This is a genomic window from Providencia sp. PROV109 (assembly GCF_033681625.1).
Lineage (GTDB): Bacteria > Pseudomonadota > Gammaproteobacteria > Enterobacterales > Enterobacteriaceae > Providencia > Providencia hangzhouensis.
Genome location: NZ_CP096320.1, coordinates 1,545,575 through 1,566,702, shown reverse-complemented (window position 1 = coordinate 1,566,702; position 21,128 = coordinate 1,545,575). Strand labels below are relative to the sequence as shown.

Sequence of the window (21,128 nt, the reverse complement as noted above, 5' to 3'; positions counted from 1 at the left end):
TTTTTCTAGATAAATAAAATAATTTATTTTATTATAAGTAGACTTTTTAAATATTAATTAAAACTAAAAGATCCTCCAGAAGAATAACCACTATAACTAAATTCAGGTATACTTGGCATTGAGGGTATTGAGTATTTATCATCAAATGAGTCCATTGAATTATTCATTGATGACATATTATCTCTTAAATTATCAATCATATTTTCAAAATGAGGGTTATTTCTTATGGTATCTGTAGGGAAGTCTTTAAATCCTGGCGTTCCCGGAAGAACAACACTTGGGCGTTCTAGATAATAATTTGTTGGTGTTTCATTATCCTTAAACCTATCAAGTAGGTTTGTTGTACGAGGTGCTAATTGTCTATTCGGTTCGGCTTTTGGATAAGAGCTTTCCAATATTGATTTATCAACCATATTATGTGAATACTTAATTGGAGGTGTTGACTTGTTGTTTATTGATGGCATATTTCCCCTTAAATCATCAATCATACGGTCATAATGAGCAACATCTGGTTGATAATTAACTGATGGTGAATCAAATAAGCCTGCTTCTGGTAATATATAATCAGGTCTTTCTAAATAATATTCAGATAATAAATTTTTATGTGTAAATTCCGTTTGACCACGCCAATCTGTTTGTACTTGAAATGGTTCTAAATGTTGTGAAGGATAATCCCAAAATGAAAAACGCTCTGTTCCTCTATCGATTAAAGGGTTTCCTGTATTATAAATAATTGTATTTATTCTATCCATATTATCTTCTTCTATATGAGATATAATATTTTGATAAGATTTTTTGGCTGTAACCACCACGCCATCTACTACATTATCAATATCCAGAACTCGTTTAGTCCAACTATGTATTTTAGGCTGCATATGCGCTGGAGCTTCATATAATGCTCTAGACATTATATCTTTAGTATTTATACATTAATAATGTTTCACTTTCTATATCACCTACAGAATTTAAAGCTCTCTGCCAATAACTCTCTCTTTGTTCTCTAGGTAACACAAAAAATACAGGTTCTAAAGTCCATGCATCAGAAGGAAGATTATAATAAGAAAATACACTACTATGAAATAATTTAGCCTCTATGTGATTTATATCACCATAGATTACATCCTTTCCATCATCAAATCTATTTTTTAGGGTTTGAACATAAGCTATTGCCATATCATAGCGAATACGCTAAATTATAAACTCATCTTGCACTCCAATATGCTCTAAAATAGCTTCATCTAAATAATTAAGCGCAAAAGCACCTGAAAGAGAATCACCTTTAACCACACTATTAGCTAATTTAGCATATCGGTCTCCTTTACTTTCCAAATATTCATACATCAACTTTGGTTCTTTGGTTACGTATAAAATTTTAATTGCATTAGAAACATCACTACGAGTTAACTTTAAATCACCCTTTCTAATTTCTTGATTTCTCATATCATCTCCTAATTTTTAACATGGTCGAGTAAAAAAATTCGTATTTTTTCCCTCATTATATTGCTATTAGATAATTCTTTAGCATCAAAATAAAATTTAACCTTAGTTCCTATTTCTGGAATCAAAAAATATTGAAAACACTTATGATACTTCTCATCAATTGGTAACCATTCACACTCAATTAAAAAAATCACTTCATTATTAATTTCCTTCCAATAATATCCTTTTTTATTAAAATACATATCATCTTTATGACCAATACTTCTCCGTATTGTCACAGTCACTTCAGTAAAATAAAGATCCAACTCTTCATCATAATATAACTCCCCCTTTCTTTTGAGGTACCCCATATCTAAATACACGTGTTTTCTATAACTCAAATATTTTTCAGGGTTTCCTTTTAATGGTTCAGCATAAACCTCTATAATTTTAACATCATTACTTACCTCATTAGATGGTTTCAAATCAGACCAAGACATTCGCATTGGCAGCACTCTAAAATTAGCCTCACACCCTTTTTTATTTTCAAGAAACCTTGGGTCAAAATAGCTATACCCTTCATATTCAGCAAATGGAAAAACATACTCGCCAGGAACTTCTATAATATTCTTATTAAACTGCCCACAGACAAAACCGGGGCGATTATCAGCGAAACTATTTATGGAAATCAATAACACAAGACAATTAACTGTAAATTTAATTAGATAATTAATTATCATTTCAAATTTCATACTTGCACCTGTTGAAATAAATCAATATATTTTAAATTATAAAAACATCCTCACTAGGTATACTTGAAAAATTTTCTTCGCCCATAGAATTTGCAAATTTACTTTCTAATAAAATAACATTTAAACTTGCGATATCATTATAATTAATTGAAAAACTAGCCATATCTTTACTCATAATATTCATCCTTAATAAAACCGAAGACAAAAACCTTAGCTTCATTCATTATATCTCTCCATTGATTATACTTATCAAAACTAAATTTAATCTCTGCAAGTATACCTATTTCTGATATTGAAAAAATCATATTACAACTTGAATATTTATTTTCCAATGGTAGCCATAAGCATTCTAAGATAGCAATAATTTCATTTTCATTTTCGAACCAAAAAAAAGTTCTTTTCTTTTGAGTTCTTTTTCCACTATATAGTTTTTCAGATACATTATATTCATCAAAATAGTCAACATATTGAAGTTCGGAATCATCGTCATAAAATATTTGACTTCGCTTTCCTAAATATGATGCATTAAGATAATTTTTCATTTTTTGTGTTAATGAATAATCTTTCTCTCTAATTGGTCTCAATATAATTCTTATCGTTTTTTCATCTATTTCAAGATGAAATTTTTTTTGGGGATCAACACTTGTCATATAAGGCCAATGCGTTATTAATGTTAACTCTCTAAAATTAGCATCACATCCTTCTTTATTTTCAATAAACCTTGGATCAAAATAGCTATACCCTTCATATTCAGCAAATGGAAAAGCATACTTGTCAGGAACTTCTATAACCGTTCCGTTAAACTGCCCACAGACAAAACCGGGACGATTATCAGCGTAACTATTTATTGAGATTAATAGCATAAGACAATTAACTGTAAATTTAATTAGATAACTAATTATTAGTTCAAATCTCATACTTACACCTATTAAAATAAACTAATCATACATAAGCTCTGGATTTTTACTAACTATTAAAATTCGGGTAACATTAGATAAATCTATTGATATTAATTCTAAGTCTCCCTGCCTACGATCACGACCATTCATATTTTTAGCCCCTAATTTTTAATATATTCAGATAAAAATAGCCTTACCTTGTCTTGAATAGCTTCCCAATTAACAAGATTTGAAAATTCAAATGAAACACTATATTTAAGACCAAACTCAGGCATTAATGATAATAATTTACAATGCCGATAACTATCATCTAACTGTCTCCATGAACATTCCATTAAAATATTGACTTCATCATTATCTTCATCCCAATAGTAACCATACTTTATAATATTGACATGCACTTTATTTCCATTAATATGTTTAGACTCAATAAAAACCTCATTAAAATACAACTCTAGTTCTTCATCATAATATAGTTCACCTTTCCTTTTAATACTCCCCATATTTAAATATATATCTTTCTTATGACTAAAATACTTTTCAGGATCACTATTTAATGGCTCAACATAGACTTCTATCATTCTAACATCATGACTGACTTCACTAAATGGTTTTAAGTCTGGCCATGACATCCTCATTGGCAGAATTCTAAAATTAGCCTCACACCCTTTTTTGTTTTCAACAAACCTTGGGTCAAAATAGCTATATCCTTCATATTCAGCAAATGGAAAAACATACTTACTAGGAACTTCGATAATATTCCTATTAAACTGTCCACAAACAAAACCGGGGCGGTTCTCGCCATTAACAATGCAGGAAAATAATAATAACGGTAGAATTAAACAAAAATATAATTTCATAATAATTGACACCTTAATACTTATATAACATTTAGTTTTCAAACTTATTTAAATGAAAACTATGATTTAGCAGAAGCTAATGTTTTACTCATACGTTCATACCATTTATTAATAATGATCTTCTGTTTTTTAGTGGCCTTCTTTTCCTTTTCTAACATCACTTTCATCAAGCTGTATATTACCGATAATTCATGGCCACGGTCTCCGGAAGCTGCCATAATTTTTTGCCAATAAAATTCTTTTTCTTTTTCATCTAATACAGAAAATACCACACCTAAAACCCAAGCTTCTTCGGGTATTTTATTACGTAACATGACCAGATAGTGTATTTCATCTGCTTCTTTATAAGTCATATCATGAGAGACTTTTTCACCTGTACTCTGTTTCTTCGCTTTTCGCTTCAATACTTGAAGCATTTCTAATGCATGGTCATAATTTATTTTGTCTATCAATGTTTTATTAATTGTTTTGTTTTTTTCTTTCATCACCAAATAAAAATAATCTGTTATAACTCGACCAAAAATTGATGAACCATATTTGTTTTCATAGAAATAGCTGTCAATATTCCTTAGTGTTTCGATTGGGTTATAGTCTGCTCTTGAATGATTCATTCCTCCTAGAAATGCCATAATAAGTAATATATAAATACGCTTATTTCTTAACACCCCATTAATTAAATTCATAAAACTCCTTAGTGAAAAATGAAATATAAAATAAAATAAAATTCAACTTATATAAATTTAAAACTTGCAGCAATATATGATATTTAAAAATATAATTTAACTTTCAGTGAATCCGTTTTTTCTCTCTGTAACTGACTAAAAATAAGAAAAAACATGAAAAAATTGAACCCGCAGCAAAGCTAAACTAACGTTTGAAAACGTAAAAATAACGATGAGACATTCATTATTTGCCTAAGCGTGATCTACCTACCGTAATGCGTATGCCGTTATCGGCTTTCATTCCCTTCCGCGCATAAACTCCTTATCATATGCACAATATTTTTCAGTAAATTTTTTAACGCTTTTTTATCATTATTTACTGTACATATTTGCTGTTTAGCTTAGGATCTACCCTGACTTTGTTGATTAATCGTCCGAAGAGTGATATTTCATGGAACATGAGTACGAAACAAAACGCCCTCTCTATATACCCTACGCTGGCCCAATTTTGCTTGAATTCCCTTTGCTGAATAAAGGAAGCGCCTTCACCGAAGAAGAGCGTGCAAATTTTAACTTGCATGGTTTACTTCCTGAACAAGTAGAAACCATCGAAGAACAAGTTGAACGTGCCTACCGCCAATTAATTGATTTTAAATCAGATATTGATAAACACATTTATCTGCGAAATATTCAAGACACCAACGAAACCTTATTTTATCGCCTTATCGATGCTCACCTCACTGAAGTAATGCCTATTATCTATACCCCAACCGTGGGTGAAGCTTGTGAGCATTTCTCTGACATTTATCGTCGTGCACGTGGTTTATTTATTTCTTATCCAAATCGTGAATACATCGACGACATGCTACAAAACGCCACCAAACAAAATGTGAAAGTGATTGTTGTTACTGATGGCGAACGTATTTTAGGCCTTGGTGACCAAGGTATCGGTGGTATGGGCATCCCAATTGGGAAACTCTCTCTCTATACCGCGTGCGGGGGTATCAGCCCTGCTTATACCTTACCTATTGTTATTGACGTAGGAACCAACAACCCACAGCGTCTGAATGACCCTCTGTATATGGGATGGCGTCACCCACGTATTACGGGTGATGAATACAACGAGTTCCTTGATGAATTTGTTCAGGCAGTTAAACGCCGCTGGCCAAATGTATTATTACAATTTGAAGATTTCGCTCAGAAAAATGCGATGCCTTTATTAACCCGTTACCGTGATGAGCTATGCTGTTTCAATGATGATATTCAAGGCACCGCATCGGTTGCATTAGGTAGCTTAATTGCCGCCAGCCATGCCGCAGGCAGTAAGCTAAGCGACCAACGCGTGACTTTCTTGGGTGCAGGCTCAGCAGGCTGCGGTATTGCAGAACAAATCATCGCCCAGATGAAATCCGAAGGCTTGAGTGACGAAGAAGCGCGTTCACGTATTTATATGGTTGACCGCTTTGGTTTATTAACCGATAAACTACCTAACTTACTCGATTTCCAAGCCAAATTAACCCAAAACAGTGGGAATTTAACCGACTGGGATGTTAACAGTGACTCAATTTCACTGTTAGATGTGGTACGCAATGCCAAACCAACCATATTGATTGGTGTGTCTGGCCAAGCTGGATTATTCACAGAAGAAATCATTAAAGAGATGCATAAGCACTGTGAACGTCCTATCGTGATGCCGTTATCTAACCCAACATCACGCGTCGAAGCTCGCCCTGAAGACATTATCAATTGGACTGATGGCAAGGCCTTAGTCGCAACAGGAAGTCCATTTAGCCCTGTATCTTACAAAGACCAAGTGTTCCCAATTGCACAATGTAACAACTCCTATATCTTCCCGGGTATCGGTCTTGGTGTGATTGCCTCTGGTGCTAAACGCGTTACTGATGGCATGTTGATGGCCGCCAGCCGTGCGCTTGCCAGCTGTTCACCACTTGCCAAAAATGGTGAAGGTGCGCTATTACCTCTACTGTCTGATATTCAAGATGTATCTCGCATTATTGCTAAACAAGTGGCAAAAGAAGCACAGATCCAAGGTGTAGCAACGGTCACCTCTGATAGCGCATTGGATGAAGCCATTGAGCGTAATTTCTGGAAACCAGAGTACCGTACCTATAAACGGACCTCGTTTTAATTTGTCATAACGGTATTGATTGAAAGGGGCTCTTTAGAGCTCCTTTTTTGTTTTTTATAGATCCGAAAAAACGAATGTCTGTTTTCTCAGATAATGATAAATTGCGCTAAACAAATCACTTATTTAAGATAACGGCCATGACTGATTAATAGGATATTGACATGACTGGCGACCTCAATGCTGCTATTCCACAGAAACCTAAGTTTTCCCTATGGGCAATAGCCCTAACGCTTTTTATTGCGGTGCTGAATATTGTTGTTTATTTTTACCAGCTCAATTATGCCGCCCCACTCGATTCCCAAGAAAATAACTTATTATTATTTGGTGCCAATGTTTACCAACTTTCATTAACGGGGGATTGGTGGCGTTATCCAGTCAGTATGGTATTGCACTCAGGTGGTATGCACCTTGCTTTAAATACATTGGCCTTGTTTGTTATTGGGATTGAATGCGAACGCACCTATGGAAAATTTAGGATGCTCGCAATATACCTATTTTCAGGTATTGGCGCGGCATTTTTTAGCGCTTATTGGCAATACAGTGAAGCCATTAACGCCGCAGCAAACCGCGCGTCAATGAATGCATGGAATAGTTTATATTTACCTGATAACACGGTATATATTACCGTTGGTATTGGCGCATCTGGAGCCATTATGGGGTTAGCTGCCGCTTCCGTAATTTATTTATTAAAAGGGATAAATAACCCAAACCTCTCTCTTGAAGAGCGCAACCAATTAAAACGCCCGCTATATAATATTATTGGAATGATTGCGCTAACTCTCATCAATGGTTTGCAGTCAGGTATTGATAACGCTGCTCATATTGGTGGAGCAGTACTTGGCGCTGTTATTAGTGGCGCTTTTGTACTTGCGCCCCAAGCAACCGTCCGGACAAAACTACTCTCTAGCGGTGTCATTGTACTTATAGCTGCCGCCTTACTGGCCATAACACTAAGCCAGTTTTCTTCCCTACAAGACGAAGACCTGAACTATGAGCGCCAGTTTATTTACCAAGAAATGGCAAAAGAACTTAATCAGCGATAAAAATACCGTTTTTTCGTAAGAGATTAGTCCTATTATTGATACCGTCAATAATAGGACGCGTAAATCTAGAAAGTGAATAAATTCATTGTCATCATTACTGCACTACAGATAATTAATAACAATGTAATGTATTGGAAAGTACGTTCAGATAAACGGACCAGTAAATATTTAGCTAATGGCATCACAATCAATGCCCCTGCACACAATATCAGCGCCAGTTTTAAATCCGTATAGCCATCTTGCGCATAAGCTAAAGCAGAGGAACCAGACAACACGGTTGTTACAAAAATCGATGTACCAATTGCTTGCTTAATATTCAGTTGCATATAGCGCAGCAACATAGGGAGAACAACCACCCCACCACCAACTCCAGTTGCACCAAGTACAACACCCGCTAGGATAGCCGGCACAGCCATGGATTTTAGCTGATCCCCTTTTGCCGCTTCTTGCTTGATAATCGAAACAAAAAACATTCGCTGAACAAATAAATATAGCGAAAAAATAATGGCAGCAGCCACTAACAGGTTAATACCCCACTCGACTTGTTTTTCATACCCCGGTAATCCCCCCAACCATGTAACAAACAGACTTGAGAGAAATGTGCTCGGCAACATAATCGCTAATACAATCATAGCGCCTTTAAAGGGGATATTGCCTAATCGAAAATGCATATAAGAAGAAGAAACCTTCATTAGCATCGAAAGGAAATTGGCAGTGGCTACTGCTGCTAGTGCATTTAGCCCCAAAAAATAGGTCAGTATCGGTAAGACAATCACACCACCACCAACACCCGTTGTGCTGATAATCAGCCCAATAAGTGCGCCTATCGCTAACTCCGTTACAATCATTAACTCTTGCCTTGTATCAGTGCTCGTCGCCCTTTTTGTAATGCTTCATTTGCATCACTATCTGCTAACGTGAGGTATTTAAAAAATAATGTATCGAAAGTAATCATCTGTAACACTTGGGGGGTGATGATGCCTAATTGGGAATGTTGCTCATCATAAAAATAAGGCAAGGCGAAGTCCGCTAACTTTATCGCTTCATCTTGACCAAAACGTGTCAGTGCGACTGTCGGGCAACCTGTTTCTTTTGCAGCACGAAGCATACTATTGATTTCTTGAGTATTTCCACGCGCCGTTACTGCAATAGCTAGGTCTTCCGGCCCCAAATTTGCCGAGTAACTTAGCTGAACATGCAAATCATAACTAAACAGTGCGTGTTTATTAATGCGAATTAATTTATGGAAAATATCACTGGCAACAATGGCTGAAGACCCGACACCAAACAGCACGATACGTTTGGCCTGAAACATTTTTTGCGCGATGGTATCTACGACAGAGGGCTCAAGTAAATCCAGTGATTTTTCAATAGCCGAAATAAACATTTGCCCTGTTTTGGCGATAATCTGAGAGGTATCATCGTGACAACTCAGATTACCGTATAAACTTTCTGCTTTGTGTTGCTTCTCATCCGACAAATAATCAACTTTAAATTCAGGATAGCCACGGTACCCCATTTGGCGTGAAAAGCGGATAACAGATGCACTACTGACCCCAGCCGCCTGAGCCAATTCCGCTGCATTCATTGCGATAAGACTTTCGCGATTATCAAGCAAAAATGTGGCAATACGTTGTTCTGTGCCTTTACCTCGTGTCTGCAAGCTTTCCAGTTTTACCGTCAGTGTCGACATGGCTTTTCCTTCTAATTATTTTTCTGGATCAGTGAAGCCTATTATCATACTGGCAATGAACCCGACAATCCATGCACCTGCAACAGCAATTAAGAAATCCAATATTTGGCCATCACCCACTAATGGAATTAGCGATAACCCTGCTGTTCCAAAAGGAATGATGATCCCGACATGAAAGAACGCCATTAATGCCCCACCAGCTGCGCCGCCAATGCAACCTGCGATGAATGGTTTACCTAATGGTAATGACACACCAAATAAAAGCGGTTCACCGACACCAAAAATACCCACAGGTAACGCACCGACTAAGGTTTTCTTCAAGCGTTGGTTTTTGGTTTTTAAATAAACCCAGAAACACGAACCCACTTGCCCCATTCCCCCCATAGCTAAAATTGGGAACAAGTAATTCAGACCAAAAGTTTGTAAAATTTCAGCGTGAATTGGGATCAAACCTTGATGTAAACCCGTTAGTAATAAGAATAAGAAACTCCCCCCCAAGATACCGCCAGTCGCCACGGCACCACCGCCACTATTTAATAAAGCGACAGAAACACCTTGAGCCAAAATTTGGTTTAAGTAATGTCCTGCGGGTTGGAACACCACAATTGCGACCATCGCAGAGACTAAAATGGTCACAAATGGCGTCACGATAAGGTCTAAGCTTTCTTTAATAATGCTCCTAAACCACACTTCAAATTTAGAAGAGAAAACGACCACCATGAGCACTGCAAAAATACCCCCGCTACCCGGGACTAATTTCGAACCAAATAAGGTGATATCCGCTAACCCCGGCATCGAAAGTAACCCAGCCATGACCGCACCAATTGAGGTAGATGCACCAAGCTCTTTCGCGGTATTCACCCCAATCATAATTGAAAGATAAACAAAGACTGCGCTACCAATCAATTTTAATAACTTAAATAACTCAGGGAATTGGTCGACAACCCCCGGAGCAACCAAGCGGACGATATTGATTAGCCCCATAATTAGACCACAACCAATCAACGCTGGAATAGTAGGAACAAATATAGCGGCTAACGTATTCAACGTACGGCGAATGGAAAACGCTTTTTTCTCCGCCGGTGCTGCATTTTCTGATGTCGTAGAGGTGCTACCTTGCATACGTTTGTTCATCACCGAAAAAACTTTCGCTGCGGTTCCCATCCCAACAATCACTTGTTGCTGTTCACCATTAAAAATAACACCTTTTACGCCCTCAATTTGTTTCAAGGACTCAGCATCAAATTTACTGTTATCTTTTAAAACTAAACGGATACGCGTCATACAATGAGTTAATGTTGCCACGTTCTCAAAGCCGCCCGCATATTTTTCTATTTCTCTGGCGAGTACTTCCAGATGTTCTATCTTATTAGCCATATGATCCCCCTGATGTTGACTGAGCCAATAACCCTGCTCTTCAACATGCTATCCCATTACTTAACGGTAATTGCTAACATGCTATCCAAGGTGGTATTTGGATGTTGTTGAACGATATCCGTCGCTTGCTGTGCATTAATTTGTAGCTCATGCATTAAAATTGCGCGTCGTGGATGATAATCCACTTGCGCTAATAACCCTGCCGCGGTGTGTTCATCAATACCGCAGACTTCACTCACAATCCGTTCTGCGCGGCGCAGTAATTTGATATTACTGGCAACAACATCAACCATTAAATTAGTATGAATACGGCCTAGTCTCCCCATCACACAAGTACTTAGCATGCCTAAAATCATTTTTTGCGCAGTACCACTTTTCATACGAGTCGAACCCGATAACACTTCAGGGCCAACATCGGGGGCAATTGCCAATTTTGCTACGTCACTTAATAACCCTCTTCCTCGCGTGGTGATAGCCACCGTTAACGCACCGATTTCATTAGCGTATTCAATACCCGCTAAGGTAAATGGTGTACGTCCACTCGCAGCAATGCCCACCACGACATCTTTGGCACAAAGTTGGCGTTTTTTTAGCTCAGCAATCGCTGATTCTGCTGAATCCTCAATATTTTCAACCGCTTTTAGCATTGCATCTTGGCCACCCGCAATAATCGATTGCACCATTTCAGGTGAAGTACCAAATGTGGGTGGACATTCTGCACTATCTAATACGGCTAACCTACCGCTAGTCCCCGCGCCAATGTAAAACAAACGTCCACCTTGCTTTAAGCACTCAGCAACAGCGTCAACCACTTGAGCAATCGCAGGTAGAACAGCCTGAATGGCACCTGCAACCGTGCTATCAGCTTGGTTAATGACGTTCACCATCGATAGCGTATCCAAACGTGAAAACTGCTGCGTTTCCTGATTGAATTCATTGTGTAGACAGTTACTCAGAGTATTTTCGGCTAGAGACATTCAAATGCCCTCATGAAATTTAATTTCATTAAAAAATACATTAAATGAATTTTAATTTCAATTCAAATCACAGCAATTTCGTACCACTTAATTGCGGGTTATGATCTTACTCACAATAATAGGTTTGTATTGAAAAATATCGGTGACAAAAGCCACCGGCGATAATGCTATTTTACGAACTTACAGGTTCCGAAGGCTGATGGGATGTGAAAATCAGGTTTAACGGAATCAGGTTTGATCCAGCTAATCCATTTACGCACTTGCTTAGGTTCACCCGCGCTGAACTCTCCACGCAAAATGGCACACATTAGTGTCTGTTTGTCTGCGTCTTGCCATAAATCGAGTTTAGTGAATTCATCTAAATCAATTTTTCCCGTTAATACATAACCATTTGGCGTTATTTCACCCACGGTTTGTAATGTTTCCCAGTTCCAACTCGGGTCAACTTCACGGTAATAATTAGCTTTTGCATCGAAAGTACGCCCTTTCGGGTCCATTTCAGCCGTGTAATAAGGTTTTAATTCAGGGCTAGTCGCGAAAAAGAGTTCGACTCGGTCAGAATCTAACACCGCTTGGTCTTTATCTGGGTTATCACCTAACTGAATATCTTTATCATCTGCAATAAAACGGAAATATAGTGCGTCATCACTCCATAAAGCGCGAAAATCTGTTTTGGGAGCCACTTCCTTTTCCCATGGGTAAGTAAAATCGGTTAATACTTCTGCTTTTTCCCAGACTTCAGTACTTTTAGTCGCATCATTGAGTGATTTTAACTGATCGGTATGATTGATTTGGTACTCTTTTGCCGCCACACTTGCTGTAACAAGCACAGCGCTCGCGGCTAGTAATGTCGTTAATTTCATACTTTCCTCACCTATCTGATTAGAGAGCTGTTATTCACAAAAAACCGCCAAAGAAACAATATTTCATATAACATACAAAATATAGAATTAAAATTTCATAATATATAGCTTCATTCTATAAAAACTATCATGATGTGAAGCCGCTCACTCTTTAATGAGAATGTGATTTATCTTTTTCATTCAATGTCTGATTAATTTTAATTCAATTATTAGGCTTAATATTAGTCAACTTCGATTGGTATTCAGACATTGACATGACTTTACGTTACGCGACTTGCGTCACTAATTTAAGTCAAGTAGCCTAAAGACACAGGCCTATTGGGGCTGACAATTTCGGATTATGACTTTTTATTATCAAGGCTAGGACATGAGGAAACGTCTGTTTTTTGGTCTTATTATTATTGCAGGGATCGCATTTACGACCATAATGTTGCTTGATCGCTGGATAAGCTGGGATACCGCCCCCTATATCTATGAAGATGTAGAAAAATTGCCTGCACGCGATGTTGGGATGGTACTTGGCACATCCAAATATTATGCCTCTGGTGTTAATAACCTCTATTATACCTATCGCATTAAAGGCGCAGCAGAGGCATACCACAGTGGAAAAGTTAAATATTTGCTCCTCAGTGGTGATAATGGCGCTCATAATTACAATGAGCCAATCAACATGCGTAAAGATTTAATTAAAGAAGGGGTTCCAGCCTCTAAAATCGTGCTCGATTTCGCAGGTTTTAGGACATTAGACTCCGTAGTACGCACTAAAAAAGTGTTTGATACCGATAATTTTACGATTATTACCCAGCGTTTTCATTGTGAACGCGCAGTCTTTATCGCCAAACATAAAGGTATTGATGCACAATGTTTAGCAGTTCCGACACCTTCTGGGATGTATAGAGTGAGAGTGCGTGAAGTGTTTGCACGGCTAGGCGCTCTGGCGGATTTATATATCTTAAAACGGGAACCTAAATTTTTAGGTGAACAAGAATCCATCCCTGCCCCCATTAAGATGCCAGCAGGAATTAAAGGCTATCCGGCGGTTTCACCGGATGAAGTCAATAAATTGAAGTAGATATAGGTAGATGAATACTCATCTACCTATGAGGTTGTTGACAAAGCGGGATAAAAGCGTGGTTTTTCCCGCTTTGTGTTATCAGCCGAAAATCAATAAATTGATTTTCCTAGTTTATTTTCAATAACCTATTCGACTTGCCGCCAAACATAATATGTTTGTCAGCAGTCTGATAGGTAGATGAATACTCATCTACCTATCAGCTTTCTCGTTAATTTGCGCCAACACCATTCAAGTGGGCCTTGCCTGAAAAACATCAACCAATAATAAGAAAACAATAAATTTGCTCCCCAAATAATGGGAACCAAGACAAGTAATTCAACCCGCGTAAATTGACCAAAATAGCCGAATTGGTAAAACAACATGGTGCAAATTAGCGTTTGCAAAATATAATTACTTAGCGCCATCCGCCCCACATATTGCAAGCCAAGAGCGACTTTGCTGTTTGCCAGTATCGTCCAAAAGCCATACACCAGAGCTATGTATCCTAAAGATTGAAATGGAATAACTAGCTCATTAATAATGTAACCAATGATTGATGTTGAAAAATAACTCCAATTGAATTGGCTTTGCATGTATAGCGAAACTATTTGGACCAATATAGATGGCAAGATAAATATGTAGGCTACCTTGCGGTAGTGTTGAGCGCTAAATTGCCCTCGTAACCAACCATTTTTCATTAGCAGTGCGCCAATAATCATCAATGCCGCTAATTGCCAGCCATATTGGATAACCAACATTTCAACCATTTTGAGCATCTCTGACGCTCGATAAAGCACGCCATCCATTCCCCCTGAGGTATGTATCGCATATTCAAATGCCAGTTGCTCATCAGAGGTTTGCCAAAAACCGGAGGGGTCTACACTACTACCCAACACGAGCAAGATAACTAACCCAATCAAATAGATTGATAGTGCTATTTTCAATAAAAAACCATCTTCATATTGATTAAGCAGATAGGTTACCAACAAGCCCGTCAATGCATAAGCCAAAAGAATATCACCATCCCAAAAACCAACCCCATGAATCACCCCAAACAGGGCTAAAACGAATAGACGGCACCGGTTCCAACGAAGAGAACGGGGTTGTAATAAAGCAAGGGTTGCCCCAAATAGGATTGAAAAAATAGCGAGAACTTTGCCTTGGAAAAGGACATTGAAAATCCCCCAGAGGTAAGCCTCTGAGTCGGGTGTTTTATTGGTGTAATAAGGGTTTAAATACGCCGCTTGTGGTAAAGCAAAAGCAAAGATATTCATTAAAAGAATACCTAAAATCGCCATACCACGAACAGCGTCAAGTTGGCCAATGCGACTTGACGGCGTCGTTGCTGTCATAAATTATAAGTGACGCACTGCACGTAAAAATTCTTGCCGTGTATTTTGGCTTGATTTAAATAACCCGCCTAATGACGTTGTTGTTGTTGCACTTGTCGCGTCACGAATACCACGTGCTTTCACGCAATAATGCACTGCATCGATACAAACAGCTACATTTGTTGTTCCCAATAATGTTTGCAAAGCAACCAAAATTTGCTGTGTTAAGCGCTCTTGCACTTGTGGACGCTGTGAGAAAAATTGCACAATTCGATTAATTTTCGATAAACCAATGACTTTATCTTTTGGAATATAGGCAACCGTAGCCTTTCCATCAATCGTAACAAAATGGTGTTCACAGGTACTTGTCAACGTAATATCACGCACAGTGACCATTTCATCCACTTTCATTTTATTTTCAATTAAAGTGATTTTTGGAAAGTTTGCGTAATCAAGCCCTGAAAAAATTTCATCAACATACATTTTTGCGATGCGACGAGGGGTATCAGCTAAACTGTCATCGGTTAAATCCAAATTCAGTAGCGTCATGATCTCTGTCATGTGCCCTTCAATCAGTTTCTTACGTTCGTCGCCTGATTTTGGCTGGATACGTAAAGGCGTTTCTAAGCCTCTAGCCTCCAGCGCGGCATGAACTAATTCGGCCTCTTTACTCAGAGATGACATGTGATCCTCCACAAATGGTATAACTATTTTTATAAAATGCAGGTGTGCGGTACTCTAAAACAGCAGGTAGAGATAATCCAGTACAACATCGTTAATCGCTGTGAAATATTTGCATTTAGCCCTGTAATTTATTCACAAGATGAATACATACATTAAAAGGTTTTACACCTTATATAAGGTGATTAGTAGCACATTTTTTATCAATGTTTTAACCTTGAATGGCGATAAACGAATAAACTTGAAATGATTAACGCAATAAATAATCTAAAAATTGGTCATTTCATGTGTAATTTTGTCTACGTTAATGCCTCCCTGTTCGTTAAATCTAACCAAAAGCTATCTGTAATCAATTTCTATTCATTCACGCACTAATGGATTTCTGCCATAATATGCATCACGAACACATTTTAAAGCCTCAAGGCAGATAACAATAATGAGGGTCATTATTTATGGATCAGTGTCATACTAACGATTTGATTTCTCTAGATGTTGCATTGGAAAAATTACTATCTCAAACGAAAACCGTCACAGATACAGAAATCATTCCACTGACCTCCTCTGCACAACGTATCATTGCGACAGACCTGATTTCCCCTATCAATGTTCCACCATTTGATAATTCTGCTATGGATGGTTATGGCTTACGTTTCGCCGATTGGGATAGTAAAACGCCAATGCCTGTAGCAGGTAAATCTTTTGCGGGTAACCCGATGGAAGGTGAACTAAAAGCAGGTTGCTGCGTACGTATTATGACAGGCGCACCAATTCCACAAGGAGTGGATACCGTTGTGATGCAAGAATCTACACAACAAACGGACCAAGGTATTGTATTCACCCAACCAATTAAACAAGGTAGTAATATCCGCAAAGCAGGGGAAGATATCACCCAAGGCAGTGCCGTATTCCCTGCAGGCACCTTACTAACGACCGCTCAGCTACCTTTAATTGCTTCACTGGGTATTGCTGATGTCACCGTATATCGCCGCCTTAAAGTTGCCGTTTTTTCAACGGGAGATGAGCTACAAGCCGTCGGCCTTCCTTTAGCAGATGGGCAAATTTATGATACTAACCGTTTTACCGTTCGTCTGATGCTGGAAAAACTTAATTGTGAAGTGCTTGATTTAGGCGTAATACCGGACTCGCCCGAAAAACTCAAGCAAACCTTTATCGAAGCTAACCAACACGCTGATTTAGTGATCAGTAGTGGCGGTGTTTCCGTAGGTGAAGCCGACTATACCAAACAAATTTTGGATGAATTAGGCACCATTGGTTTTTGGAAGTTAGCCATTAAACCAGGAAAACCTTTTGCTTTTGGTAAGCTGAGCGACGCTTGGTTTTGTGGGCTGCCGGGGAACCCTGTTTCCGCCGCACTCACCTTCTATCAATTGGTTCAACCGCTGATTGCCCGCCTTTCAGGGCACAGCCAATGGCGTGCTCCGCTACGCTTCAAGGTTCCAGTGACCACCATGTTGAAGAAAAGCCCGGGCCGTTTAGATTTTCAACGAGGAATTCTAAGCACCAATGAGCAAGGGCAGTTGCAAGTCGCCACGACGGGTCACCAAGGCTCACATGTGTTTAGTTCATTTAGTTTAGCCAACTGTTTTATTGTCCTTGAAAGAGAACGTGGGCGCGTTGAAGCAGGTGAAATGGTTGAAGTCGAAATGTTTAACTATTTATTAAAAAGTGAATAATAACAGTGCAAGAGCTTAGCGATCCGGAAATGTTGCGGTACAACCGCCAAATTATCCTCCGTGGATTTGATTTCGATGGGCAGGAAAAACTTAAAGCTGGCAAAGTACTGGTTATTGGCCTTGGCGGTTTAGGCTGTGCCGCAACTCAATACCTTGCTGCTGCTGGTGTCGGTCATCTGACATTGGTGGATTTCGATACCGTGTCATTGTCTAACTTGCAACGGCAAATTTTGCACCGTGACGTCACCATTGGTACACCGAAAGTTGATTCAGCTAAAGCGCAACTTGCTGCCATTAACCCATATATTCAAATTGACACCGTCAATGCACAACTTGATGATGCACAACTTGATGAATTAATTATGCATCATGATGTGATCTTAGACTGCACAGATAACGTTGCCATTCGTGAACAGCTCAACCGCTTGTGTTTACCACGAAAAAAACCACTAGTTTCAGGTGCTGCTATTCGCATGGAAGGGCAATTATCTGTTTTCACTTATGAAGAAAACACCCCTTGCTATCACTGTTTAAGCCGTTTATTTGGTGAAAATAACTTAACTTGTGTGGAAGCAGGGGTTATGTCCCCTTTAGTCGGTACCATTGGTACGCTAGAAGCGATGGAAACCATTAAATTATTAGCTAATTATGGGAAAGTTAATTCAGGAAAAGTATTGCTATTTGATGCAATGACCATGGATTTTCGCCAATTTAAACTTAGCAAAGACCCGCATTGTGAAGTCTGTGCTAAAAGCTAACTGCTAAATTTTCGGGCAAGTTGGCTTTTCTCATCATTCAGGCGAGGCTTTTCTCGCCTTTTTCCTATTTTTATTACATCAAAATTAAGAATAATCCGAAAAAATAATTTAATTGCCCTTTCACCTTATACTATCTCTCTTTTGTGGTGCTTGATGGTTTAAATATCACCACTGTTTATTCTTTTGATAAAGTTACTGAGAGTATGAATATGCAATTCCCTCCTTGCCCGAAATGCCAGTCTGAATACACCTATACTGATAACGATATGTATATCTGCCCTGAGTGCGCGCATGAATGGAATGATGCCGAACCTGTAGCTGATATTGATGAATTGATTGTAAAAGATGCCAATGGCAACCTGTTAGCTGATGGTGATACCATCACGGTTATTAAAGATCTCAAAGTCAAAGGCAGCTCTTCTATGCTAAAAATTGGTACCCGTGTTAAAGGTATCCGTTTGGTCGAAGGCGACCACAATATCGACTGTAAAATTGATGGTTTCGGTCAAATGAAATTGAAATCTGAGTTTGTGAAGAAAAACTAAGTTTACTTCACCCATTAAAAAGCCCTCAAAATTTGAGGGCTTTTTGTTTCTAATCTAAAAACTCTATTTAGATAACCACACCTTGGCTTGTCAGGTATTCATCATAAGTACCTTTGAAATCAATGACTTTATCTTCTTTGATTTCTAAAATACGGCTCGCTAATGAGCTAACAAACTCACGGTCATGAGAAACGAAAATTAACGTACCTTTGTATAATTCGAGGGCTAAGTTTAATGACTCGATAGATTCCATATCCAAGTGATTGGTTGGCTCATCCATAATCAAAATATTTGGCTGTTGCATCATTAACTTACCAAATAACATACGCCCTTGTTCACCACCGGATAACACTTTAACTTTCTTTTTAATGTCATCTTGAGAAAACAGTAAACGGCCTAAAATACTGCGCACCGCTTGCTCGTCATCCCCTTCACTTTTCCACTGACTCATCCAGTCAAACACGGTTAAATCCGTTTCAAAATCTTCTGCGTGGTCTTGGGCATAATACCCAATGCTGCTGTTTTCTGACCATTTAACCATTCCACTCGTTGCAGGCTGTTCGCCCACCAGCGTTTTTAAGAATGTGGTTTTACCGATACCATTAGCACCAATAACTGCCATTTTTTCGCCAACTTCCAGTAATAAATTGACGTTTTTGAATAATGGCCCTTGGTCATAACCGTTCGTTACAGCTTCTAATTCAAGCGCATTTCGGAACAATTTTTTCTCTTGTTCAAAACGAATAAATGGATTTTGTCGGCTAGAAGCTTTCACTTCATCCAATTGAATTTTATCAATTTGACGTGCGCGTGAAGTCGCTTGTTTCGATTTAGATGCGTTAGCGCTAAAGCGGCTAACAAAAGATTGCAGTTCTGCAATTTGTGCTTTTTTCTTCGCGTTATCTGCCAGTAAACGCTCACGTGCTTGAGTTGCCGCGATCATATATTCATCATAGTTACCAGTGAATAAACGCAATTCACCGTAATCTAGATCAGCCATATGGGTACATACGGTATTTAAAAAGTGCCTATCATGGGAAATAATGATCATAGTACAGTTACGATCGTTCAGCACTTGCTCTAACCAACGAATCGTATCGATATCCAAGTTATTCGTCGGCTCATCGAGTAATAAGATATCAGGGTCAGAAAATAGGGCTTGAGCCAACAGTACCCGCAGCTTCCAGCCTGGCGCGACTTCACTCATCGGCCCATAGTGTTGTTCAACAGGAATACCCACACCCAGTAATAATTCACCTGCGCGCGCTTCCGCACTATAACCGTCCATTTCACCATAAGCGACTTCTAGGTCAGCCACACGGTAGCCGTCTTCTTCGCTCATTTCAGGTAAGGCGTAGATTCTATCGCGCTCTTGTTTGACGTCCCACAGCTCGCTATGGCCCATAATCACGGTATCAAGTACGGTAAATTCTTCAAATGCGAACTGATCTTGGCGAAGTTTACCAATACGCTCATTTGGATCAGTCGTGCTCACATTTCCAGCTGTAGGGGTTAAATCTCCCCCTAAAATCTTCATAAACGTGGATTTACCCGCGCCATTTGCGCCGATCAAACCATAACGGTTGCCTGTGCCAAATTTAACTGAAATGTTTTCAAACAGTGGCTTACTGCCAAACTGCATAGTGATATTGTTCGTTGTTAACACTGCTATGCCTTAAATTAAACGGTGTAAAATAGCCTGCGATGATTAGGGGTCTATGACTACAGCGTGCAAAACAACCCAAAATAGTGATTTGAGCAGCAAAATACACTCCATGTATGGTCATTAGAGTATGGCAGGTATAAATAGCGGCGCATTATGCCATATTACACCGCTTAGATCTTGTGCTGTTTTCAGCAAATTGATTAACACGAAAGGAAAGGCTGACTAAATGCCAAACTAAAGAGCGATCCCCATAGTACGGCTGATCTCGGTTAGCCCTTCTCGCTCATAAAATTTAATCGCTTTATGGTTTTGCGCTAACACTGACAACTCCAAGTGGCTTAGTTGTCGACTTTTTGCCCAGGCTTTCATCGCATTTAGTAATTTTTGCCCTGCTTTTTCACCACGGAAATTAGGAGCAACCACTAGGTCAAAGATATAACCAAAATTTCGAGGAACAACACAGTTATAAGGGTCAGCAGCTTGTTGTTGTGCAATACAAAACCCTTTAATCTCACTGTTAAATTCAGCAACTAATAAACAAAATTTATCGTCAATAATCGCATTTTCAATAAATTCCCTAGTCTGCTCCGCTGGTTGTAAACGTTCAGGGTCGAATAATGCCATTTCCGAAAACAAAATTTGGTAAAGCGATAAAATGGATTCTACATCACTTTTAATAGCTTCCCTTATCATGCATTCCTCTCT

Annotated in this window: 23 protein-coding genes; 6 read left to right on the top strand and 17 right to left on the bottom strand. The window is 38.6% G+C overall.

Features of this window, described 5'->3' with window-relative positions; all coding sequences use genetic code 11:
- Positions 1-53: 53 nt before the first annotated feature.
- The 8 genes from M1F25_RS07195 to M1F25_RS07160 all read right to left on the bottom strand — a co-directional run bounded on the left by M1F25_RS07195 (position 54) and on the right by M1F25_RS07160 (position 4,613).
- The gene (locus M1F25_RS07195) at positions 54-908 is read right to left on the bottom strand and encodes a hypothetical protein (RefSeq protein WP_004256519.1); all 855 of its coding nucleotides are present in this window, start codon (positions 906-908) and stop codon (positions 54-56) included.
- A 7-nt stretch (positions 909-915) separates the two neighbouring features.
- Positions 916-1,173: a hypothetical protein gene (locus M1F25_RS07190; RefSeq protein ID WP_004256521.1), complete on the bottom strand. Its 258-nt coding sequence runs from the start codon at positions 1,171-1,173 to the stop codon at positions 916-918.
- A 15-nt stretch (positions 1,174-1,188) separates the two neighbouring features.
- Positions 1,189-1,440 (bottom strand): hypothetical protein, encoded by a 252-nt coding sequence (locus M1F25_RS07185; RefSeq protein ID WP_004256523.1) that lies wholly within the window; start codon positions 1,438-1,440, stop codon positions 1,189-1,191.
- An 8-nt stretch (positions 1,441-1,448) separates the two neighbouring features.
- Entirely contained in the window at positions 1,449-2,171 is a 723-nt protein-coding gene (locus M1F25_RS07180) for a hypothetical protein (protein ID WP_110591372.1), read from the bottom strand.
- 31 nt (positions 2,172-2,202) lie between these two features.
- A complete protein-coding gene (locus M1F25_RS07175) occupies positions 2,203-2,346 on the bottom strand; it encodes a hypothetical protein (RefSeq protein WP_153673646.1) in 144 nt (47 codons plus the stop codon).
- Entirely contained in the window at positions 2,339-3,088 is a 750-nt protein-coding gene (locus M1F25_RS07170; RefSeq protein WP_181489531.1) for a hypothetical protein, read from the bottom strand. The genes M1F25_RS07175 and M1F25_RS07170 overlap by 8 nt, the downstream gene beginning before the upstream one ends.
- Before the next feature lie 143 nt (positions 3,089-3,231).
- A complete protein-coding gene (locus M1F25_RS07165; RefSeq protein WP_181489530.1) occupies positions 3,232-3,930 on the bottom strand; it encodes a hypothetical protein in 699 nt (232 codons plus the stop codon).
- Positions 3,931-3,989: 59 nt separating this feature from the next.
- Positions 3,990-4,613: a hypothetical protein gene (locus M1F25_RS07160; protein WP_112307675.1), complete on the bottom strand. Its 624-nt coding sequence runs from the start codon at positions 4,611-4,613 to the stop codon at positions 3,990-3,992.
- A 430-nt stretch (positions 4,614-5,043) separates the two neighbouring features.
- Between M1F25_RS07160 and M1F25_RS07155 the strand changes: the two genes are divergently transcribed.
- Together M1F25_RS07155 and M1F25_RS07150 are read left to right on the top strand one after the other, a co-directional pair.
- Complete coding sequence (locus tag M1F25_RS07155) at positions 5,044-6,741, top strand: NAD-dependent malic enzyme (RefSeq protein WP_004256541.1); 1,698 nt, start codon at positions 5,044-5,046, stop codon at positions 6,739-6,741.
- 161 nt (positions 6,742-6,902) lie between these two features.
- Positions 6,903-7,784, top strand: a complete 882-nt coding sequence (locus tag M1F25_RS07150) for a rhomboid family intramembrane serine protease (protein WP_094962442.1) — start codon at positions 6,903-6,905, stop codon at positions 7,782-7,784.
- A 65-nt stretch (positions 7,785-7,849) separates the two neighbouring features.
- Here M1F25_RS07150 and M1F25_RS07145 read toward each other — a convergent pair whose 3' ends face one another.
- The 5 genes from M1F25_RS07145 to M1F25_RS07125 all read right to left on the bottom strand — a co-directional run bounded on the left by M1F25_RS07145 (position 7,850) and on the right by M1F25_RS07125 (position 12,694).
- A complete protein-coding gene (locus M1F25_RS07145; protein WP_181489529.1) occupies positions 7,850-8,632 on the bottom strand; it encodes a sulfite exporter TauE/SafE family protein in 783 nt (260 codons plus the stop codon).
- Positions 8,632-9,477 carry a MurR/RpiR family transcriptional regulator gene (locus M1F25_RS07140; protein ID WP_181489528.1) on the bottom strand — a complete coding sequence of 282 codons (846 nt, stop codon included), beginning with the start codon at positions 9,475-9,477 and terminating at the stop codon, positions 8,632-8,634. Before M1F25_RS07140 ends, M1F25_RS07145 begins: the two co-directional genes overlap by 1 nt.
- 15 nt (positions 9,478-9,492) lie before the next feature.
- A complete protein-coding gene (locus M1F25_RS07135) occupies positions 9,493-10,854 on the bottom strand; it encodes a PTS transporter subunit EIIC (RefSeq protein WP_004256550.1) in 1,362 nt (453 codons plus the stop codon).
- A 56-nt stretch (positions 10,855-10,910) separates the two neighbouring features.
- Positions 10,911-11,831: an N-acetylmuramic acid 6-phosphate etherase gene (gene murQ / locus M1F25_RS07130; protein ID WP_004256554.1), complete on the bottom strand. Its 921-nt coding sequence runs from the start codon at positions 11,829-11,831 to the stop codon at positions 10,911-10,913.
- A gap of 167 nt (positions 11,832-11,998) precedes the next feature.
- Complete coding sequence (locus tag M1F25_RS07125; RefSeq protein WP_094962439.1) at positions 11,999-12,694, bottom strand: sugar-binding protein; 696 nt, start codon at positions 12,692-12,694, stop codon at positions 11,999-12,001.
- Positions 12,695-13,061: 367 nt separating this feature from the next.
- Between M1F25_RS07125 and sanA the strand changes: the two genes are divergently transcribed.
- On the top strand, positions 13,062-13,766 hold the full coding sequence (gene sanA / locus M1F25_RS07120) for an outer membrane permeability protein SanA (RefSeq protein WP_094962438.1): 705 nt from the start codon (positions 13,062-13,064) through the stop codon (positions 13,764-13,766).
- Positions 13,767-13,954: 188 nt separating this feature from the next.
- Here the strand turns inward: sanA and yeiB are convergent, their stop codons facing one another.
- Together yeiB and folE are read right to left on the bottom strand one after the other, a co-directional pair.
- Positions 13,955-15,100, bottom strand: a complete 1,146-nt coding sequence (gene yeiB / locus M1F25_RS07115; RefSeq protein WP_181489527.1) for a DUF418 domain-containing protein YeiB — start codon at positions 15,098-15,100, stop codon at positions 13,955-13,957.
- A gap of 3 nt (positions 15,101-15,103) precedes the next feature.
- Positions 15,104-15,763 carry a GTP cyclohydrolase I FolE gene (gene folE / locus M1F25_RS07110; RefSeq protein WP_004256561.1) on the bottom strand — a complete coding sequence of 220 codons (660 nt, stop codon included), beginning with the start codon at positions 15,761-15,763 and terminating at the stop codon, positions 15,104-15,106.
- 449 nt (positions 15,764-16,212) lie between these two features.
- Here folE and moeA point away from each other — a divergent pair, with 449 nt between their 5' ends.
- From moeA to M1F25_RS07095, 3 genes are all read left to right on the top strand, one after another.
- Positions 16,213-17,454 carry a molybdopterin molybdotransferase MoeA gene (moeA, locus tag M1F25_RS07105; RefSeq protein WP_181489526.1) on the top strand — a complete coding sequence of 414 codons (1,242 nt, stop codon included), beginning with the start codon at positions 16,213-16,215 and terminating at the stop codon, positions 17,452-17,454.
- Between the two features lie 5 nt (positions 17,455-17,459).
- Positions 17,460-18,212: a molybdopterin-synthase adenylyltransferase MoeB gene (gene moeB, locus M1F25_RS07100; RefSeq protein WP_172412275.1), complete on the top strand. Its 753-nt coding sequence runs from the start codon at positions 17,460-17,462 to the stop codon at positions 18,210-18,212.
- Positions 18,213-18,421: 209 nt separating this feature from the next.
- Entirely contained in the window at positions 18,422-18,757 is a 336-nt protein-coding gene (locus M1F25_RS07095; RefSeq protein ID WP_004909208.1) for a zinc ribbon domain-containing protein YjdM, read from the top strand.
- A gap of 67 nt (positions 18,758-18,824) precedes the next feature.
- Here M1F25_RS07095 and M1F25_RS07090 read toward each other — a convergent pair whose 3' ends face one another.
- Together M1F25_RS07090 and M1F25_RS07085 are read right to left on the bottom strand one after the other, a co-directional pair.
- A complete protein-coding gene (locus tag M1F25_RS07090) occupies positions 18,825-20,423 on the bottom strand; it encodes an ABC-F family ATPase (protein WP_036957930.1) in 1,599 nt (532 codons plus the stop codon).
- Between the two features lie 234 nt (positions 20,424-20,657).
- Positions 20,658-21,116 (bottom strand): GNAT family N-acetyltransferase, encoded by a 459-nt coding sequence (locus tag M1F25_RS07085; protein WP_094962434.1) that lies wholly within the window; start codon positions 21,114-21,116, stop codon positions 20,658-20,660.
- Positions 21,117-21,128: the final 12 nt, after the last annotated feature.

Bases quoted from the DNA above. Each gene is read 5' to 3' on its own strand.
- M1F25_RS07195 (WP_004256519.1), bottom strand. From the start codon at position 908: ATGTCTAGAGCATTATATGAAGCTCCAGCGCATATGCAGCCTAAAATA.
- M1F25_RS07190 (WP_004256521.1), bottom strand. From the start codon at position 1,173: ATGGCAATAGCTTATGTTCAAACCCTAAAAAATAGATTTGATGATGGA.
- M1F25_RS07185 (WP_004256523.1), bottom strand. From the start codon at position 1,440: ATGAGAAATCAAGAAATTAGAAAGGGTGATTTAAAGTTAACTCGTAGT.
- M1F25_RS07180 (WP_110591372.1), bottom strand. From the start codon at position 2,171: ATGAAATTTGAAATGATAATTAATTATCTAATTAAATTTACAGTTAAT.
- M1F25_RS07175 (WP_153673646.1), bottom strand. From the start codon at position 2,346: ATGAGTAAAGATATGGCTAGTTTTTCAATTAATTATAATGATATCGCA.
- M1F25_RS07170 (WP_181489531.1), bottom strand. From the start codon at position 3,088: ATGAGATTTGAACTAATAATTAGTTATCTAATTAAATTTACAGTTAAT.
- M1F25_RS07165 (WP_181489530.1), bottom strand. From the start codon at position 3,930: ATGAAATTATATTTTTGTTTAATTCTACCGTTATTATTATTTTCCTGC.
- M1F25_RS07160 (WP_112307675.1), bottom strand. From the start codon at position 4,613: ATGAATTTAATTAATGGGGTGTTAAGAAATAAGCGTATTTATATATTA.
- M1F25_RS07155 (WP_004256541.1), top strand. From the start codon at position 5,044: ATGGAACATGAGTACGAAACAAAACGCCCTCTCTATATACCCTACGCT.
- M1F25_RS07150 (WP_094962442.1), top strand. From the start codon at position 6,903: ATGACTGGCGACCTCAATGCTGCTATTCCACAGAAACCTAAGTTTTCC.
- M1F25_RS07145 (WP_181489529.1), bottom strand. From the start codon at position 8,632: ATGATTGTAACGGAGTTAGCGATAGGCGCACTTATTGGGCTGATTATC.
- M1F25_RS07140 (WP_181489528.1), bottom strand. From the start codon at position 9,477: ATGTCGACACTGACGGTAAAACTGGAAAGCTTGCAGACACGAGGTAAA.
- M1F25_RS07135 (WP_004256550.1), bottom strand. From the start codon at position 10,854: ATGGCTAATAAGATAGAACATCTGGAAGTACTCGCCAGAGAAATAGAA.
- murQ (WP_004256554.1), bottom strand. From the start codon at position 11,831: ATGTCTCTAGCCGAAAATACTCTGAGTAACTGTCTACACAATGAATTC.
- M1F25_RS07125 (WP_094962439.1), bottom strand. From the start codon at position 12,694: ATGAAATTAACGACATTACTAGCCGCGAGCGCTGTGCTTGTTACAGCA.
- sanA (WP_094962438.1), top strand. From the start codon at position 13,062: ATGAGGAAACGTCTGTTTTTTGGTCTTATTATTATTGCAGGGATCGCA.
- yeiB (WP_181489527.1), bottom strand. From the start codon at position 15,100: ATGACAGCAACGACGCCGTCAAGTCGCATTGGCCAACTTGACGCTGTT.
- folE (WP_004256561.1), bottom strand. From the start codon at position 15,763: ATGTCATCTCTGAGTAAAGAGGCCGAATTAGTTCATGCCGCGCTGGAG.
- moeA (WP_181489526.1), top strand. From the start codon at position 16,213: ATGGATCAGTGTCATACTAACGATTTGATTTCTCTAGATGTTGCATTG.
- M1F25_RS07095 (WP_004909208.1), top strand. From the start codon at position 18,422: ATGCAATTCCCTCCTTGCCCGAAATGCCAGTCTGAATACACCTATACT.
- M1F25_RS07085 (WP_094962434.1), bottom strand. From the start codon at position 21,116: ATGATAAGGGAAGCTATTAAAAGTGATGTAGAATCCATTTTATCGCTT.